Source organism: Pseudomonas sp. LRP2-20 (genome assembly GCF_024349685.1).
Taxonomy (GTDB): domain Bacteria; phylum Pseudomonadota; class Gammaproteobacteria; order Pseudomonadales; family Pseudomonadaceae; genus Aquipseudomonas.
Map to the genome: position 1 here is coordinate 3,316,319 of NZ_AP025944.1, position 17,558 is coordinate 3,333,876.

Annotated in this window: 11 protein-coding genes; 7 read left to right on the forward strand and 4 right to left on the reverse strand. The window is 64.7% G+C overall.

Features of this window, described 5'->3' with window-relative positions; translation table 11 throughout:
• Window positions 1–149: 149 nt before the first annotated feature.
• Window positions 150–581: a PACE efflux transporter gene (locus OCX61_RS14800; protein WP_261940165.1), complete on the reverse strand. Its 432-nt coding sequence runs from the start codon at window positions 579–581 to the stop codon at window positions 150–152.
• Window positions 582–1,043: 462 nt separating this feature from the next.
• Between OCX61_RS14800 and wecB the strand changes: the two genes are divergently transcribed.
• The 5 genes from wecB to OCX61_RS14825 all read left to right on the forward strand — a co-directional run bounded on the left by wecB (window position 1,044) and on the right by OCX61_RS14825 (window position 9,427).
• The gene (gene wecB / locus OCX61_RS14805) at window positions 1,044–2,198 is read left to right on the forward strand and encodes a non-hydrolyzing UDP-N-acetylglucosamine 2-epimerase (RefSeq protein ID WP_261940166.1); all 1,155 of its coding nucleotides are present in this window, start codon (window positions 1,044–1,046) and stop codon (window positions 2,196–2,198) included.
• Window positions 2,195–4,369, forward strand: a complete 2,175-nt coding sequence (nfrB, locus tag OCX61_RS14810; protein ID WP_261940167.1) for a cyclic di-3',5'-guanylate-activated glycosyltransferase NfrB — start codon at window positions 2,195–2,197, stop codon at window positions 4,367–4,369. The genes wecB and nfrB overlap by 4 nt, the downstream gene beginning before the upstream one ends.
• The gene (locus tag OCX61_RS14815) at window positions 4,366–7,368 is read left to right on the forward strand and encodes a phage receptor (protein WP_261940168.1); all 3,003 of its coding nucleotides are present in this window, start codon (window positions 4,366–4,368) and stop codon (window positions 7,366–7,368) included. Before nfrB ends, OCX61_RS14815 begins: the two co-directional genes overlap by 4 nt.
• Entirely contained in the window at window positions 7,368–8,207 is an 840-nt protein-coding gene (locus OCX61_RS14820) for a DUF4434 family protein (protein ID WP_261940169.1), read from the forward strand. The genes OCX61_RS14815 and OCX61_RS14820 overlap by 1 nt, the downstream gene beginning before the upstream one ends.
• A gap of 140 nt (window positions 8,208–8,347) precedes the next feature.
• Window positions 8,348–9,427 carry a GGDEF domain-containing protein gene (locus OCX61_RS14825; protein WP_261940170.1) on the forward strand — a complete coding sequence of 360 codons (1,080 nt, stop codon included), beginning with the start codon at window positions 8,348–8,350 and terminating at the stop codon, window positions 9,425–9,427.
• Window positions 9,428–9,459: 32 nt separating this feature from the next.
• On the opposite strand, the gene OCX61_RS14830 is transcribed toward OCX61_RS14825, so the two are convergent.
• From OCX61_RS14830 to OCX61_RS14840, 3 genes are all read right to left on the reverse strand, one after another.
• The gene (locus OCX61_RS14830) at window positions 9,460–10,719 is read right to left on the reverse strand and encodes a delta-60 repeat-containing protein (protein ID WP_261940171.1); all 1,260 of its coding nucleotides are present in this window, start codon (window positions 10,717–10,719) and stop codon (window positions 9,460–9,462) included.
• Between the two features lie 214 nt (window positions 10,720–10,933).
• Window positions 10,934–12,232 (reverse strand): ATP-binding protein, encoded by a 1,299-nt coding sequence (locus OCX61_RS14835; RefSeq protein ID WP_261940172.1) that lies wholly within the window; start codon window positions 12,230–12,232, stop codon window positions 10,934–10,936.
• A gap of 6 nt (window positions 12,233–12,238) precedes the next feature.
• The gene (locus OCX61_RS14840; protein WP_261940173.1) at window positions 12,239–12,940 is read right to left on the reverse strand and encodes a response regulator; all 702 of its coding nucleotides are present in this window, start codon (window positions 12,938–12,940) and stop codon (window positions 12,239–12,241) included.
• 270 nt (window positions 12,941–13,210) lie between these two features.
• Here OCX61_RS14840 and OCX61_RS14845 point away from each other — a divergent pair, with 270 nt between their 5' ends.
• Both OCX61_RS14845 and OCX61_RS14850 read left to right on the forward strand, forming a co-directional pair.
• Window positions 13,211–14,380, forward strand: coding sequence for an efflux RND transporter periplasmic adaptor subunit (locus OCX61_RS14845; RefSeq protein WP_261940174.1), 1,170 nt, complete (start codon window positions 13,211–13,213; stop codon window positions 14,378–14,380).
• Window positions 14,381–14,391: 11 nt separating this feature from the next.
• On the forward strand, window positions 14,392–17,514 hold the full coding sequence (locus OCX61_RS14850; RefSeq protein WP_261940175.1) for a multidrug efflux RND transporter permease subunit: 3,123 nt from the start codon (window positions 14,392–14,394) through the stop codon (window positions 17,512–17,514).
• Window positions 17,515–17,558 lie beyond the last annotated feature (44 nt).

Genomic DNA, 17,558 nt, shown 5'->3' on the forward strand with positions numbered 1-17,558 from the left:
GGAGTCAGAGAGTAGAAACCCGCCTCCAGGGCGGGTTCGGTGCACGTACGCGCTAGCCCGCCAAGCTGATAATGGCGGTAATAATAATGGCGTTGACGTGCTGGAAGGTTTTCATGGTCAGGGAAGTTATCCCGCCTGGCTTGGCCAAGTCAACACTTGGCTTGCTGCGCCGACAGCGGCACGTCGAAAACCTTGTCGAACCCCCACTGGAACACGAAGGCATAGACGAAGAAGAACACGAACAAGGCCAGGTTGGTGAGGAACGCTGCCCACAGGCTGACATCCAGCCAGTAGGCCACCAGCGGCAGCAGGATCAGCACCAGCCCGCCCTCGAAGCCCAGCGCGTGCAGCACCCGGCGCAGCACGGTGCGCTCGCGCTTGCGCTGACGCGCCTCCCACCGCTCGAAGGCCCAGTTGTAGGCCATGTTCCAGCTCATGGCGATGCCCGACATCAGCACCGAGAGCACCGTCGACTGCGCCATCCCGGCACCGAACGCCAGCTCCAGCGCCGGTGCCACGCAGGCCACGGCGATGGCTTCGTAGAGGATGGCCTGGACGATCTTGCGTGCCTTGCCTTGCATGTTCAGCTCCCAGATGAATCGGCCTACAAAGCTACAAGATGGAGGCTCGAATAAAAAGGTTGTTCTGAACAGGTGCTCGTCTTGGATTTTGCGGTGCTGCGCAAATCGCGCGCCGCCCGCGCGGCGCATCGCGAGCTTTGCTCGCTCCTACGCTTGTTTCGGGCCAATCAGTCCTGGGCGATTTGCGCGCGAACGCCTTGGCGCATGGCGCGATATCCGGTCTTACAAACCAGGCGGTCGCGCGCGCCTGTCACAGGCTTTACTGGCCCGAAACAAGCGTAGGAGCGAGCAAAGCTCGCGATGCGCCGCGCGGGCGGCGCTCGATCTCACAGGCTCTGAACTTGTCACGCCGAACACCTGTCACCCATTGGACAACCGTGCATGCGACTGCTTGTATCTATCACTTACAAGCGGCGACATGACCTACCACTTCGTCCAGGGAATTGTACGAGGAACAAGACGATGGCGAATTCCGTCATGATGGTTTTCGGTACCCGCCCCGAAGCGATCAAGATGGCCCCGCTGGCCCGCGTGCTGCGCGAGTGGCCCGAGGTCGACTTGCATATCTGCTCCACCGGGCAGCACCGCGAAATGCTCGAACAGGTACTCACCGCCTTTGGCCTGAGCGTCGATCAGGACCTCAAGGTGATGACCCAGAACCAGACGTTGAACGGCCTGGCCCGCGACCTGCTGGGCAAGCTCGACCAGGCCTATGAGCAGGTCAAGCCCGATATCGTGCTGGTCCATGGCGACACCACCACCAGCTTCATCGCCAGCCTCGCGGCCTTCCACCGGCACATCCCCATCGGCCATGTCGAAGCCGGCCTGCGCACCGGCAACCTGCAGCAACCCTGGCCTGAAGAAGCCAACCGGCGCCTGACCGGGGTGATCGCCAACCTCCATTTCGCCCCCACCACCAAGGCCCGCGACAACCTGCTGCGCGAAGGCGTGCCACTGGAGCAGATCGAGGTCACCGGCAACACGGTCATCGACGCACTGCTATGGATGCGCGAACACCTCACACAATCCGCATGGCACCCCGCCGCCGATTCACCGCTGCACACGCTGCGAACCGACCAGCGCATGGTGCTGGTCACCGGCCATCGTCGGGAGAACTTCGGCGCAGGCTTCGAGCGTATCTGCCTGGCCCTGGCCGAACTGGCCCTGCGCTACCCCGACGTGCAGTTCGTCTACCCGGTGCACCTCAACCCGCAGGTGCAGAAGGCGGTCTATGGCCTGCTGTCCGGGCGCGGCAACATTCACCTGGTGGCGCCCCAGGACTACCAGCATTTCGTCTGGCTGATGAACCGCGCCCACATCATTCTCACCGACTCCGGTGGCGTCCAGGAAGAAGCCCCGGCGCTGGGCAAACCGGTGCTGGTGCTGCGCAAGGTCACCGAACGCCCATCGGTACTGGAGGGCGGCACGGTGAAACTGGTGGGCACGAACACCGAACGTATCGTCCGGGAAACCGGCCAGTTGCTCGACGACCCTGAGGCGTATCAGCGCATGGCAAGGATCTTCACCCCATTCGGTGACGGGCATGCCAGCGAAATCATCGCCGAACGCCTGAGCCGATGGCTCGAGGAAACCGCCGCCAAGCGAGACGACGCATGAGCCTGGCCTTCATCGACTTCCTCACCTATGTGCTGTTCGGCCTGAAGATTCTGGCAATCATCCTCGCCTCGCTGATGTTCCTGCTCGGCCTCGACGACCTGTTCATCGACCTGTGCTACTGGAGCCGCAAGCTGATCCGCCGTTTTCGCATCTACGACAAGCACGAAAAGGCCGACGAGAAACGCCTGTTCGAAGTAGCGGAAAAGCCCTTGGCAATCATGGTTCCGGCCTGGAACGAGGTGGGGGTGGTCGGCGAGATGGCGCGCCTGGCGGCCTCGACCATCGACTACGAGAACTACCAGATTTTCGTCGGCACCTACCCCAACGACCCACAGACCCAGGCCGACGTCGACGCCGTGTGCCTGCATTACCCGAACGTGCACAAGGTGGTCTGCGCGCGCCCAGGCCCGACCAGCAAGGCTGACTGCCTGAACAACATCATCGATGCCATCCTGCGCTTTCAGGACGATGCCCGCATCGAGTTCGCCGGTTTCATCCTGCATGATGCCGAAGACGTGATCTCGCCCATGGAACTGCGCCTGTTCAACTACCTGTTGCCGAGCAAGGACATGATCCAGATCCCGGTGTACCCCTATGCACCGGAATGGAAGGGTTTCACCGCCGGGCACTACGTTGACGAGTTCGCCGAGAACCACGGCAAGGACGTGATCGTGCGCGAGGCGCTGACCGGCCAGGTGCCCAGTGCCGGTGTCGGCACCTGCTTCAGCCGCCGCGCCATCAGCGCCCTGCTCGAAGACGGCGATGGCATCGCCTTCGACGTGCAGAGCCTCACCGAAGATTACGACATCGGCTTTCGCCTGAAGCAGAAAGGCATGAAGTGCATCTTCGCCCGCTACTCCATCACCGACCCGGCGCTGGCCCTCAAGCACGAGTGGGTACCGGGCATGAGCCGCGAGTTCGCCCAGGTGATCTGCGTGCGCGAGCACTTCCCGCGCGACTGGCAGCATGCCATCCGGCAGAAGTCACGGTGGATCGTCGGCATCGTCTTCCAGGGCACCAGCAACCTCGGCTGGAGCCGCACCGGCGCGCTCAACTACTTCCTCTGGCGCGACCGCCGGGGCCTGTTCGCCTACCTGCTGAGCTTCCTGGTCAACCTGTTGCTGCTGGTGCTGCTGGCCATGTGGCTGGTGACCGTGATCGCCCCGGACTCGTGGCGCTTCATGTCGATCCTCAGCGACAGCCAGCTGCTCACCACCCTGCTCTGGCTCAACGGCCTGATGCTGATCAACCGCCTGTTCCAGCGCGGCTGGTTCGTCACCCGCTACTACGGCATCTTCGAAGGCCTGCTGTCGGCGCCCCGGATGATGTGGAGCAACTTCGTCAACTTCTTCGCCAACCTGCGCGCCCTGCGCCAGGTCATGGAGATGGGCGATTCGCGGCGGGTGGCGTGGGACAAGACCACCCACGAATTCCCTGCCCTCGCCTCGCCGGCGCGCACACCGCTGGGCCATCGCCTGGTGGAAAAGGGCTACATCACCGAGGAGCAGTTGGAGCAGGCAATCACCAGCCCGGTGCGCCGGCGCCTGGGCCGCGAATTGCTGCTGCGGGGCTGGCTGAACAGCGAGCAGCTTGTACAAACGCTGGCCGAGCAGCTTGACCTGCCTTGGGCACCGCTGAACCCGTTCAAGCTCGATCCGCACCTGATCGCCCAGCTGCCGCGCCGGCTGGCCACGCACTACGGCGTGCTGCCGGTCGCCGAAGACGGCAATACCCTGATCCTGGCCAGCGAAAGCCCGGTCAGCCAGGTGTCGCTGGGGGTCATCAGTCGCCAGCTGAAACGCCCGGTCAGCTGCCGCCTGGCGCCCCAGGGCCGGGTCACGCTGGGCCTGCGCTACCACTACCCGAGCCCCTGGCAGACGCCCGAAACCCACGACATGCTCGCCGTGCTGGAGCGGCATCAGGACGATGCCGACCTGCTCGAGCGGGTGAGTCAGCACCAGGTGATGCTCGGCGCCCTGCTGCAGGTACGCGGCATGGTCCCGGTCACCCTGTTCAACCAGGCACTGATCGATTTCGACCCCGAGCAGCAGAGCCTCGGCGAGCACCTGATCGCCCGCGGCATCATTACCGAGGAAGTGCTGCAGCAGGCCCTCGCCGAACAGGCCAGCGAACAGCAGGCTGCCTTTGACCTGACCCGGGAGGTGGCATGAAGCCGCGTCTGTCCCTCACCCTCTCCGGCCTGTTGCTGTGCTCCACCGCGCTGGCCACCCAGGCAGCGCCGATGACCGACTTCCAACGGTTCACCAGCTACCCGTTCATGGAGCGCAGCTACCGCGAAGCGAAGAAGGACAACTGGGCCGAAGTCGAACGCTTGACCCGCCACGTCCTCAGCCGCGTGCCAAACAACGACGAAGCCCGCGCGCTGTTGGTCGAGGCCCTGGCCCACCAGCGCCGCTACAAGGACGCCGAAGCCATGGCCGAGCAGCTGGGCAATGGCCCCGAGTACGCCAACGCCCTGCAGGAGCTGCGCCTGACCTGGATCGAGCAGGACCCGCCGCCAGCCAGCCAGGTGGAAGGTTGGCTGGCCAGTGCCGACGGTACCCAGCGGGTACGCCTGTGGCAGGCCTACAGCCTGAGCCTGGCCAAGTTCGGCGGCGCCGGCAGAGCCCTGGAATGGCTGAACCAGCTGCCGCCGCGTGACGATGGCCAGGTGTTGCGCCTGGCCCGGGCCAACTTCGCCGAGCAGCTGCGCAACTGGAAGGAAACCATCGAGCAACTCCAGCCGCTGGCTGACAAGCGCCAACTGCCGCCAGAAGACTGGCAGCGCCTGGCCAATGCCTATGTCCAGCAAGTCGACGAAAAGGGCCTGGAAAAGCTGCTGCAAAGCGCGCCCTCCCCTGAAGTGGCCAACCAGGCACGCCTGGCCATGGCCAATCGGGCCATCGCCGTCGGCCACAACCAACTGGCGCAGCGTTGGTTGCAGAAATTGCCCACCGAGCAGTTGCAGCAACCGGAACAACGCCAGCAGTTGTGGGAGCTGGCCCGTGAGGGTGATGACGCGCCGCTGGTACGGCGCCTTAGCAACGCGCTGCAGCGCCCTTGCCTGGAGACCGTCGATTGGTTGTCGCGCCGTGACCCGGATGTCGCCCGCGAACAGTTCAAGGACTGCCCCGCAAGCGCCGACCCGCGCGCATATGCGGTGCTCAAGCAACGCCTGTATGGCGACCCGGTGCAGCCGCCGCAACCGCGCACCGCCGCCGAATGGGAACGACGCTACCGCCAGAGCGGCGACCTGGCAGCGTTGGAGCAAGCGACATTCCTCATGCTGCAACAAGGCCAGAGCGAGCACGCCCGCCCATTGCTGGAGCACGCCTTCGACCGTCGCCAAGGGCACCTGCCCCCCTCGCTGCTGCAGCGCCTGGGCAATATATACGCACGCAACGATGGCCCCCTGAACAGCCAGCGCATGCTCGGGCTGATCCCCAGGGTCGACGCCAATACCCGCGCCCAGTTGCTCGGCCGCCTGGCTGAAAACGGCCAGTGCGACGCCGTGCGCCGGGCCATCCCGGCGAACCCGACCGAAGCCGGCCAGTACCGCGCTCTGGGCCGCTGCGCCATGCCCGATCAACCGGGTGAAGCGGTGGTCTATTACCAGGCCGCCGAACGCCTGGGTGACAGTGGCAACCGCCTGCCCCTGGCCTACGCGCTGGAAGCCGCTGGCGACTCCGAAGCCGCCCAGCCGATCTGGCGCAACCTGCCGGCCAGCGCCTGGAACGACAACGCCCGCCTGACCGCCGCACGCGGGGCCTTGAATACCGGCGATGCCGACGCCGCCCGCCGCTACTGGGACGCCGCCGCACACAACAGCGCCGATGACTGGGCACTGGGTGCCGCCATCGCCCAACGCCAGGGCGACCTCCAAGCGGCGCTGGGCTTCCAGCGCCAAGCCTTGGCGCACAATCCGCGTGCCGACCACTACTATGCCGCTGCCAGCACAGCGCAGCTGGCTGGCGACAGCGCGCAGAGCACCGCCTGGCTGGCCGAAGCCGTGCGCCTGGCGCCCAACCAGCCGCGCTATCGTGCCGACTACGGCATGCGCCTGGCCGGCTCGCAGGACAAAGCCCAGCGCCGCCAGTCGATCCCTTACCTGGAACGTGCCACCCACGATTTCCCCGAGGACTATCGCCTGGGCGAGACCCTCGCCCTGCGCTACGACGAAGCCGAGAACAGTGCCGCCGCACGCCGCGAACTGCGCCGGGTGATCGACGTAGAGGAAAACCTGGTCGATGGCGACGACGAATACGGCAGCCTCGAAGCCCGCAAGTACCGCCAGCGCCGTGCCCACGAAACCCTGTCACGGCGCGACACCATCACCCTGGCCAGCACCTGGTCACCCGCCGGCACCTCGACCAACGACAAGTTCCTCGATAACGGCCAGCGCAGTGGCACCTCGCGTCGGGCGCAATCGCAGAACGTGCAGCTGGCCATGTGGGACCACGCCCTGGGTGAGGAACCCAGCCGCAATGGCAGTACCCTGTCGGTCTACGGCCGGGTCCTGTTCGGCGGCCAGAGCCGCACCGATTATGCGCAAAGCATGGGTACCGGTGTCGGCCTGCGCTACAAGCCGCTCGGCCAGGCCAACCTCAACCTGTACGCCGAGCTGTACCACCAACGGCAGATCGACGACGATCATTACAGCGGCCTGAGCCTTGGCGAACTGCTGAGCCCGGCCAAGGTCGGCGGCAACTGGGGCGACTTGCGCCACCATGCCGAATCGAGCAACGACCTGTTGCTGCGCGCCACTGCCTCGTTCCTCGACCAGGGTGACTGGCGCAACGACTGGCGGGTCGACGAGGACGACTGGAACGAGCGTTTCCTCTACCTCGATGCCGCCTGGTGGACACGCGCCGGCGACCACGCCTGGCTGTCGCGCTACCAGCAAGGCCATGCCTGGAAACTGCCCGGCAACTCGCCGCAGACCCTCATGCCTTACGGCTTCTTCGAGTTCTCCAGCCAGGACCCGAGCAACGACTGGCGCCAGGACGCCCGTGCCGGTGTCGGTGTGCGCTGGCAGTGGTGGTTCGACGACGACCGCTACAACGCCTACCGCGGCTCGCTGAAAGTGCGCGCCGAATACCAGCAGTCGCTGGGTGGCAACCTCTACAAGAGCGCCAATGGCGTACTGGTTGGCGCGGAGATGACCTTCTGATGCGTACGCTCCTGGCAATCTGCATGCTCGCCCTGTGCCTGCCGGCCATGGCTGACCAGCGCCTGTTCTACCAGCCACTCAACCGCGATGCCACGGTGACCCCGGCGCAGTGGCAGCAGCTGTGGCGCGCCACCAGGGCGCAAGGGGGCAAGACCCTCATCGTGCAATGGAGCGCCTACGGCAACAGTGATTTCGGTGGTGCCCAGGGCTGGCTGGCCAACAGCCTGCGCGAAGCCCGCGCACAAGGGCTGGAGCTGGTGCTCGGGCTGTACATGGACCCGGCCTATTACCAGCGCATCGAGGAACTCGACGGTGACGGCCTGAACAATTACTGGAAGTCGCAACTGGGTCGTTCGCTCGGCCAGTATCAACAGCTTCGCAGGGACTGGCAGTTGCCCGTCAGCGGTTGGTACTTGCCCATGGAACTGGACGACCTGCACTTTCGCGATACCGCTCGCCGCGAAGCGCTGTACAGCCAGCTGCAGGCCTTCAACCGAAGGCTGGACAAGCCATTGCACATCAGCGCGTTCAGCGCGGGCAAACTGGCACCGCGCGTCAATGGCGCCTGGCTGGATCAGCTGGCCGGGTTGGGTTTGACTGTGTGGTGGCAGGACGGCGCCGGGACCGGGCGGTTGCCGCCGCTGGTGCGCCAGCGCTACGAGCAGGCGCTGCCGTGCCGGGTGGGTGTGGTGCGCGAGGCGTTCCGCCAGGTGAGTGCGCCGGGGCAGGCATTTCGGGCTGAGCCAGCGGAGCCGATGCTGAATGCGGGGTGCCATGCCGAAGCAGTGTTTGCGCTGCGCTACCGGCCTTGGTCCCGGGGTGTTCTGCCACAGAATTGAGTCAACCTGCACCGGCCCTTTCGCGGGCAAGCCCGCTCCCACAGTGATTGCACAGATTTCAAGAACTGTGGCGATCCTGTGGGAGCGGGCTTGCCCGCGAAAGCGCCGGTGCAGACGAAGCAGTACTCACAGGAGCCACGATGTTCAAGACCATTGAAGAACACGTACGCAAGCAGGTCGCCCCCGCCGCCCTGCGTGCCGAGTTTCGCCAGCATGAATTCGAAGCCATGCGCCCGTTCTGCATGCTGGTGTTCTGCGTCAGCATCCTGATCTGGCTGGTGTTCGACCTGATCGTCAGCTTCCTCGGCGGCCAGGGTTTCACCTGGCTGTCCTACCTGTTCATCACCCTGCTCGGCTGCCTCACGGTGATCCTGCGCTTCACCCGCAGCAGCCACCATTTCGACGTGCTCAACCTGCTGTTCATCAGCGCCATCACCTTGGGCATGCGCCTGGTCATCGAAGGTATTCCCGAGCCTCTGCGCCCCGTGTGGCTGGTGCTCGGCGTGTCGACCGTGCTCTATGCCGTTTCGGTTCTGCCCGTGCGGCGCTGGTCGTTCTTCTGCGCCCTGACCATTACCTGGGTGATGCTCAACCCTTTCTACCACACCCGGATCGAAGCCGATGAACTCGAAGGCGCCATGCTGATCAGCTACGCGCTATTCCTCAGCGGCCTGGTGACCTACAGCTACCTGCAGATACGCCAGGCCAAGCTGCACAACTTCTACCTGTCCAAAGTGTTGCTGGAGCAGGCCTACATCGATGCCCTGACCGACATCCCCAACCGCCGCGCGTTCATGGCCAAGGCTGAACGCCAGCTGCACCTGGCAAAGCCTGGCCAGTACCTGGCGATGATCGACATCGACAACTTCAAACGGGTCAATGATTGCTTTGGGCATGATGTCGGCGACGAGGTACTCAAGCGCGTGGCCATGCATATTCGCGCCAGCATGAACGGTTTCGAGTATGCCCGGCTGGGCGGCGAGGAGTTCGCGATTCTGTTCGACGGCCTGGACGAGCAGCGCGCCATGCAGCAGGTTGGCGGCTTGTGCAGCAGGGTGCGCGAAGACAATGCCGATCACCCGGTGACCATCAGTATCGGCCTGGCCCAGGTCAACCGTGGCGATTCCTTGACAGCAGCGCTGGTCCGGGCGGACCAGGCGCTGTATGCGGCCAAGCACAGTGGCAAGGACCGGTTCGTGCTGTGGCAACCGGCCCCATGAGCGAGAGGCATGGCGCATCATGCCTGGATCGCTTAGACGAAGTAGCAGACCAGATACGACTTACCCACGCGGCGATCGGTGTTGGCGGTACCGCCCAGGATCAGACGTTGTGGGTCCGGGGCCAACGCACAACGCGCCACGTCGGCACCCGCCTCGATATTGGTGCGTTTGAGGCCGCCGTCACCGAAGGTCGGATCGAGCAAGCCGTTGGCCTGGAACCGCCCTACGAGGAATTCGGTTTCCCTGGCGCTGTAGGGAATGCCCGTCAAGCCGGCAGCCACGCTACCGCCTTCGCGCCCCGGCTGACAGTGCACCCAGCGCGCGCCCGAGGCGACCGGGGCCAGATGCACCTCGCCACCATTGAAGGTTGGGTCGAGCCGGCCATCGGCGGTCACGTGCCCCTGTACAGCTGCGTAGGGCAATCGATCGGTCGAGCCGCTGACGATCAAGCCACCGTCTCCACGTTCGATTACGTCATAAAACTCGATGCCTATCCTGTTCTTGCCTCGCGGGGCCGTTACCCGAAGGATCCCGCCTGTACCAAAAGCAGGATCAAGCATGTCGTCGAGGCCCATGCGCAACAGCACGCCTTCACCGTCTGTGGCACCCCAGGCGACGATTCGACCATCAGCCAGCTCGGTGACACCTTCCATCCAGACGTTAGGCTCATCGCATAGCGGTAATTGCCACACGCCACCCTCATGGAAACAACCGTCCAGGTTGCCACATGCCGTGACACGCACCAGCAAGCCACAACTTTGTGCCTGCTCATCGAATCGTGTTATAGCGATCAACAGTTTGCCGTTTCGCTGCTGGATAAGGCCATACGGTTCGTCATATTCGCTCAGTCCCTTCAGTTCGAGCCTGACAATGCCGCCTTTACCAAAACAAGTGTCCAGGGAACCATCATGCTTGAAACGCGCCAGGAGCGGATATCTCACGGCCCTTGAGCGGTCCTCGGCCAGTACGATGAAACCATCCTCTGCAGAGGCAATCACCTCCACTGGTACCGCGCTTACCCCCGCGCCAAAGGCAGCCATGACAAAGCCACCGTCACCGAAGCTGGCATCCGGCTGTCCTTCAGCCGTCAGGCCCGCCAGCCCAACATAAGGCTGACCGGCATCCCGGTACTGGGCCAGCGCGATAAGCCTGGATTGACTGATTGCCAGCCCATGCACGCCACTCTCCACACCACCAGGAAATACAATTTCCACTTTGCCTTGGTCACCGAACGCTGGGTCAATTTTGCAACTTCTTACCACGCTGTTATCTAACATCTTGATCTGACTCACATAGAGAACTAGGAGGTGAATTAATTCCATTCGCAGCCCTACATGTCCAGCCCTGAGAAACATACAAAATATTACCGTCCAGCAATTTGGGGGCAATGAAAAAAATCCAAATATAAAAGTTGAAAAACCCTATACAAAGTTACAGGCCACCTCTCTCGGACCTGCATGTTTCAGGAAACTTATCTTATATTAATGATCCTGTTTTCCAACGCCGTCAGACCACAGGCAAGCGAATCCTGAACGATGCGCCTCCCAGGGTCGAGTGACCGACCGTCAAGGTTCCCCCCTGCCCCTCGATCGCTCGGCGACTGATCGCCAGGCCCAGACCGAAACCGCCGGTATTGCGGTCGCGGCTGCGGTCCAGGCGATAGAACGGCTGGAAGATCCGCTCACGCTCCTCGGCCGGGATACCGATGCCGTCATCTTCCACGGTCAACAGGCAGGCACCGTCCGCCTCCAGGCGCAGCCTAAGCAGCAGGCTTTGATCGCAATAGCGCATGGCGTTGCGCACCAGGTTCTGCACGGCCCGGGCGGTCAACCGTGGGTCCAGTACAAAGCGTGGCAAGTTGTCCTCGGCCTGCACTTCCCACTGGATGCCCCGGGTATCGAGCTCTTCGGCGAAACCGCCGAGTACACTGTCGACCAGCTCCAGCAACGACACCTCGACCCGCTCCCGCGCCTGGTCGGCGTTGTACAGGCGGCTATAAGAGAGCAGCTCGAGCACCAGCTCGTCCAGCTCGCGCACATGCCCGACCAGTTCCAGCAGGCGCTTGCGGCTGGCCGGTGGCACCTCGTCGAACAGCAGCACCAGGCCGAAGTCCAGCCTTGTCAACGGTGTGCGCAGCTCGTGGGATACCGCGTTGAGCAGCTCGCGCTGCTGGTTGACGTGGCGCTCCAGGTCGCTGGCCATGGTGTCGAACACCCCCGCCAGTTCGCCGATGTTCGAGTGCGCAGAGATGTGCGTGCGCTCGGCCATGTGCCCCTGCCCCAGGCGCCGTGCGGTTTCCTTCAGGCGCTCCAGGTCGCGCCAGTGCGGCCACACCCAGAGCAGCAGGCAGCCGAGCATCGCCGCACCGATCAGCACGGTCACGCCCCAGGACAATACGTTGATGTCCAGTGGGTCCGGGGGTGAATGCAGGCTGACCAGCCAGTCCTTGTCCAAAGGTGCCAGCACCGTTTGGTAATAGCCCCAGTCGCCGATGCGCACGGCGTACAGACCGTGTTCCAGGCGTGCCTGTTCCTGCGGGCTGAGGCCGGCCTTGTCACTGCGCAGCAGCTTGACCTCCAGTGGCGCGAAGACCTTGGCCAGGTCCTGCTCCACCGCCGGCCATTGCGCCTGCGGCGCCTGGCGGAACTGGCGCACGATCAGCGACTGCACGCCCTTGGCCTGGTCCAGGTTGTAGGCCATGAACCGGTCATGGAACAGGCCGACGATGGCGTCCGGAATCAACAGCAACGCCCCGGCGTAGGCGACGATGATCACCAGATACAGGCGCACCAGGATCTTCAGCATGGCGCGTCAGCACTCCCACTCGACACGGCTGAACAGGTAGCCCTTGCCCCACACGGTCTTGATCTTACGCGCCTCGCCGGCACTGTCATCGAACTTGCGGCGCAGCTTGGAAATGGCCACGTCCACCGAGCGGTCGGTACCGTTGAACTCGATACCGCGCAACTGCTGGAGGATGCGGTCGCGGCTGAGCACCTCGCCGGCGTTGCGCGCCAGCACCACCAGCAGGTTGTATTCACCGCTGGACAGTTCCACCTCTTCGCCGCGCCAGCTGACCAGGCGCTCGGCAAGGTCGATGCGCAGGCCGCCGATGAGGATCTGGTGGCTGTCCAGGCGCGGCTCGTTGACGCTGCTGCGGCGCAGCAAGGTGCGCACGCGGGCCAGCAGCACCCGGGGCTCGCAGGGTTTGGTCACGTAGTCGTCGGCGCCCATTTCCAGGCCCAGCACCTGGTCGTGGCTGTCGTCACGGGCAGTCAGCATCAGGATCGGCAGGCTCTGCGACGCCTGGCGCAGCAAGCGGCACAGTTGCAGGCCATCGATGCCTGGGAGCATCAAGTCGAGAATCACCAGGTCAGGGTTGTCTTGCCGGAAGGCGTCCAGCACGTGGTCGCCACGGGCAATCACCCGGACATGGAAATCGTTGCGTTGCAGGTAGCTGGCGATCAACTCGGACAGCGCACTGTCGTCTTCGACCAGGAGAATGTTGGGCATATGAGAAGGAAATAGATTTGAGGAAAGCTTCACCGGCCTCTTCGCGGGTAAACCCGCTCCCACAGGTACAGCACATCATTCAGACTGTGTGCAGTCCCTGTGGGAGCGGGTTTACCCGCGAAGAGGCCAGCACAGGTTCAAGCAGAATATAGAACCCCGCGAATCGTTAGGCCGCTTCTTAACACTTTTTCACACACCCCCAACAGCTGTTAACAGCCAGTCAGGCAACCCTTACCTTAGGATACGCAAGGTCATCATCGGAAGATCCGCATGCCTATTACCCTCCCCCCGCACCTGCGCCCTCTGGCGCTCGTGGCGCTGCTCACGCTGCCGTTGGCCGGTTGCGACGACTCGGCCGAGCAGGACGAAAAACAACCCACACCCCAGGTGCGGGTAGAAACCCTGCACTTGCAGCCCCTGGCCATCAGCACCGAGCTGAGCGGGCGCATTCTCGCCCCGCGCACAGCCGAAGTGCGCGCCCGCGTCGCCGGCGTGGTGCTCAAGCGGGTCTACCGCGAAGGCAGCGACGTCAAACAGGGCGATGTGCTGTTCCTCATCGACCCGGCGCCGTTCAAGGCCGACCACGACAGCGCCCGCGCAACCCTGGCCAAGGCCGAGGCCACGCTGTACCAGGCGCGCCTGCAAGAGCAGCGCTACCGTCAGCTGGTCGACGACAAGGCAGTCAGCCGCCAGGAATACGACAACGCCCGCGCCGCCTTCCTCCAGGCCGACGCTGCCGTTGCCGAAGCCAAGGCGGCGCTGGAGCGCGCCCGCCTGAACCTGGGCTATGCCACGGTCACTGCACCAATCTCCGGGCGCATCGGCCGCGCCCTGGTCACCGAGGGCGCGCTGGTCGGGCAGAACGAGACCACGCCGCTGGCGACCATCCAGCAGCTCGACCCGATCCATGCCGACGTCACCCAGTCGACCCGCGAACTCACCGCCCTGCGGCGGGCATTGCGCGCAGGTGAACTGCAGCAGGCCGGCGATGGCCAGGCCCGCGCCACCTTGATCCAGGACGATGGCAGTGCCTACCCGCTGCCAGGCAAGCTGCTGTTCTCCGACATCAGCGTCGACCCCAGCACCAACCAGATCACCCTGCGCAGCGAATTCCCCAACCCGGACCTCGACCTGTTGCCGGGCAGCTACGTGCGCGTGCGCCTGGAGCAGGCCGTGCAGCCCAAAGGCCTGAGCGTGCCGCAACGGGCCATCCTGCGTGACAGTGCCGGGGTGCCGAAGGTGCTGGTGGTCAACCCTCAGTCGCGCATCAGCGAGCGCCAGGTGGTGCTGGGTAACGCCCAGGGTGACCGCTGGCTGGTCAGCGAAGGCCTGGCGCCCGGCGAGCGGGTGGTGGTCGAAGGCCTGCAGCACGTCAAGGCCGGCGACCAGGTCCAGGTCGACCCTGACGCTCAGTCCATCGTCCAGCACAACGGCCAGTGAGGGCCTGATCCATGCCGCAGTTCTTCATCGACCGCCCGATCTTCGCCTGGGTGGTCGCGCTGTTCATCCTGCTTGCCGGCGCCCTGGCCATCCCCCAGCTGCCAGTGGCGCAGTACCCCAACGTGGCGCCGCCGCAGGTGGAAATCTACGCCGTGTACCCGGGCGCCTCGGCGGCGACCCTGGACGAAAGCGTGGTCAGCCTGATCGAGCAGGAGCTCAACGGCGCCGACAACCTGCTGTACTTCTCGTCGCAGAGCAGCCTGGGCAGCGCCACGATAACCGCCACCTTCGAGCCCGGCACTCACCCCGACCTGGCCCAGGTCGACGTGCAGAACCGCCTCAAGGTGGTCGAGTCGCGCCTGCCGCGCCAGGTGACCCAGCAAGGCCTGCAGGTAGAAAAGGTGTCCACCGGCTTCCTGCTGCTCGGCACCCTCACCTCGGAAGACGGCAGCCTCGATGAAACCGCGCTGTCCGACATCCTCGCGCGCAACGTGATGAACGAAATCCGCCGCCTCAAGGGTGTCGGCAAGGCGCAGCTGTATGGTTCCGAACGTGCCATGCGCATCTGGATCGACCCGCGCAAGCTGATCGGCTTCAACCTCACGCCTAACGATGTGGTCGAGGCCATCGCCGCGCAGAACGCTCAGGTCGCCCCCGGCAGCATCGGCGACCTGCCCGCCCGCGGCACCCAGGAAATCACCGCCAACGTGGTGGTCAGGGGCCAGCTCAGCACGCCCGAGGAATTCGCCGCCATCGTTCTGCGGGCCAACCCGGATGGCTCCAGCGTCACCGTCGGCGATGTCGCCCGGGTGGAGATCGGCGCCCAGGAGTACCAGTACGGCACCCGCCTGAACGGCAAGCCGGCCACCGCCTTCAGCGTGCAGCTGGCGCCGGGGGCCAACGCCATGGAAACCGCCACCCTGGTGCGGGCGAAGATGCAGGAACTGGCGCGCTACTTCCCTGAAGGGGTCAAGTACGACATTCCTTACGACACCTCGCCGTTCGTCAAGGTGTCGATCCAGCAGGTCATCAACACCCTGTTCGAAGCCATGCTGCTGGTGTTCGCGGTGATGTTCCTGTTCCTGCAGAACCTGCGCTACACGCTGATCCCGACCCTGGTGGTGCCGGTGGCGCTGATGGGCACCTTCTCCGTAATGCTGGCCATGGGCTTCTCGGTCAACGTGCTGACCCTGTTCGGCATGGTACTGGCCATCGGCATCCTGGTCGACGACGCCATCGTGGTGGTAGAGAACGTCGAGCGGATCATGGCCGAGGAAGGCCTGCCGCCCAAGGAGGCCACGCGCAAGGCCATGGGCCAGATCAGCGGCGCCATCGTCGGCATCACCCTGGTGCTGGTGGCGGTGTTCCTGCCGATGGCCTTCATGAAAGGCTCGGTGGGGGTGATCTACCAGCAGTTCTCGCTGTCGATGGCGGTGTCGATCCTGTTCTCGGCGTTCCTCGCCCTGAGCCTGACCCCGGCCCTGTGCGCCACGTTGCTCAAGCCGCTGGCCAAGGGCGAACGGCATGAGCGCAAAGGCTTCTTCGGCTGGTTCAACCGCCGTTTCGAAAGCATGAGCAACGGCTACCAGCGCTGGGTGCTGCAGGCGCTCAAGCGCAGCGGCCGCTACCTGCTGCTGTATGGCGTGCTGCTGGCCGTGCTGGGTTATGGCTTCAGCCAATTGCCCACGGCGTTTTTGCCCACCGAAGACCAGGGCTACACCATCACCGACATCCAGCTGCCGCCGGGCGCCAGCCGCATGCGCACCGAGCAGGTTGCCGCCCAGATCGAGGCGCACAACGCCGAAGAGCCGGGTGTCGGCAACACCACGCTGATCCTCGGGTTCAGCTTCTCGGGCAGTGGCCAGAACGCCGCGCTGGCCTTCACCACGCTCAAGGACTGGTCCGAACGCGGCGCCGACGACAGTGCCCAGTCGATCGCCGACCGCGCCACCCTGGCCTTTACCCAGCTCAAGGATGCCGTGGCCTACTCCGTGCTGCCGCCCCCGATTGATGGTTTGGGTGAGTCGACCGGTTTCGAGCTGCGCCTGCAGGACCGCGGCGGCATGGGCCATGAGGCGCTGATGGCCGCCCGCGACGAGCTGCTGGCCGGCGCGCAAAAAAGCAAGGTGCTGGCCAACGTGCGCGAAGCCTCGCTGGCGGAAAGCCCGCAGGTGCAACTGGAAATCGACCGCCGCCAGGCCAACGCCCTGGGCGTGTCGTTCGCCGACATCGGCTCGGTGCTGGACGTCGCCGTGGGTTCCAGCTACGTCAACGACTTCCCCAACCAGGGCCGCATGCAGCGGGTGGTGGTGCAGGCCGAAGGCGATCAGCGCAGCCAGGTCGAGGACCTGCTGAAGATCCACGTGCGCAACAGCAGCGGCAAGATGGTGCCACTGGGCGCCTTCGTCCAGGCCAAGTGGGTCAGTGGCCCGGTGCAGCTGACCCGTTACAACGGCTACCCGGCGGTGTCGATTTCCGGTGAGCCGGCGGCGGGTTACAGCTCGGGTGAAGCCATGGCCGAGATCGAGCGCCTGGTCGCCCAGCTGCCGGCCGGTGCCGGCCTGGAATGGACCGGCCTGTCGCTGCAGGAACGCCTGTCCGGCAGCCAGGCACCGCTGCTGATGGCGTTGTCGTTGCTGGTGGTGTTCCTGTGCCTGGCGGCGCTGTACGAAAGCTGGTCGATCCCGACTGCGGTGCTGCTGGTGGTGCCACTTGGGGTGCTTGGCGCGGTGCTGGCGGTGACCCTGCGCGGCATGCCCAACGACGTGTTCTTCAAGGTCGGCCTGATCACCCTGATCGGCCTGTCGGCGAAGAACGCCATCCTCATCATCGAGTTCGCCAAGCACCTGGTCGACCAGGGCGTGGACGCCGTCGACGCTGCCGTGCAGGCCGCGCGCCTGCGCCTGCGGCCGATCGTCATGACGTCGCTGGCGTTCATCCTCGGCGTGGTGCCGCTGGCCATCGCCACCGGCGCCAGCTCGGCGAGCCAGCAGGCAATCGGCACCGGAGTGATCGGCGGGATGCTCAGCGCCACCCTGGCGGTGGTGTTCGTGCCGGTGTTCTTCGTGGTGGTGATGCGCCTGGCGGGGCGCGGCCGCACCCAGGCCGAACAGGCGCGGGCACGCGAAGCCTGACTGGACAAGCCGTGCGTTGAATGAGAGGGTTCCGGGCATTGACT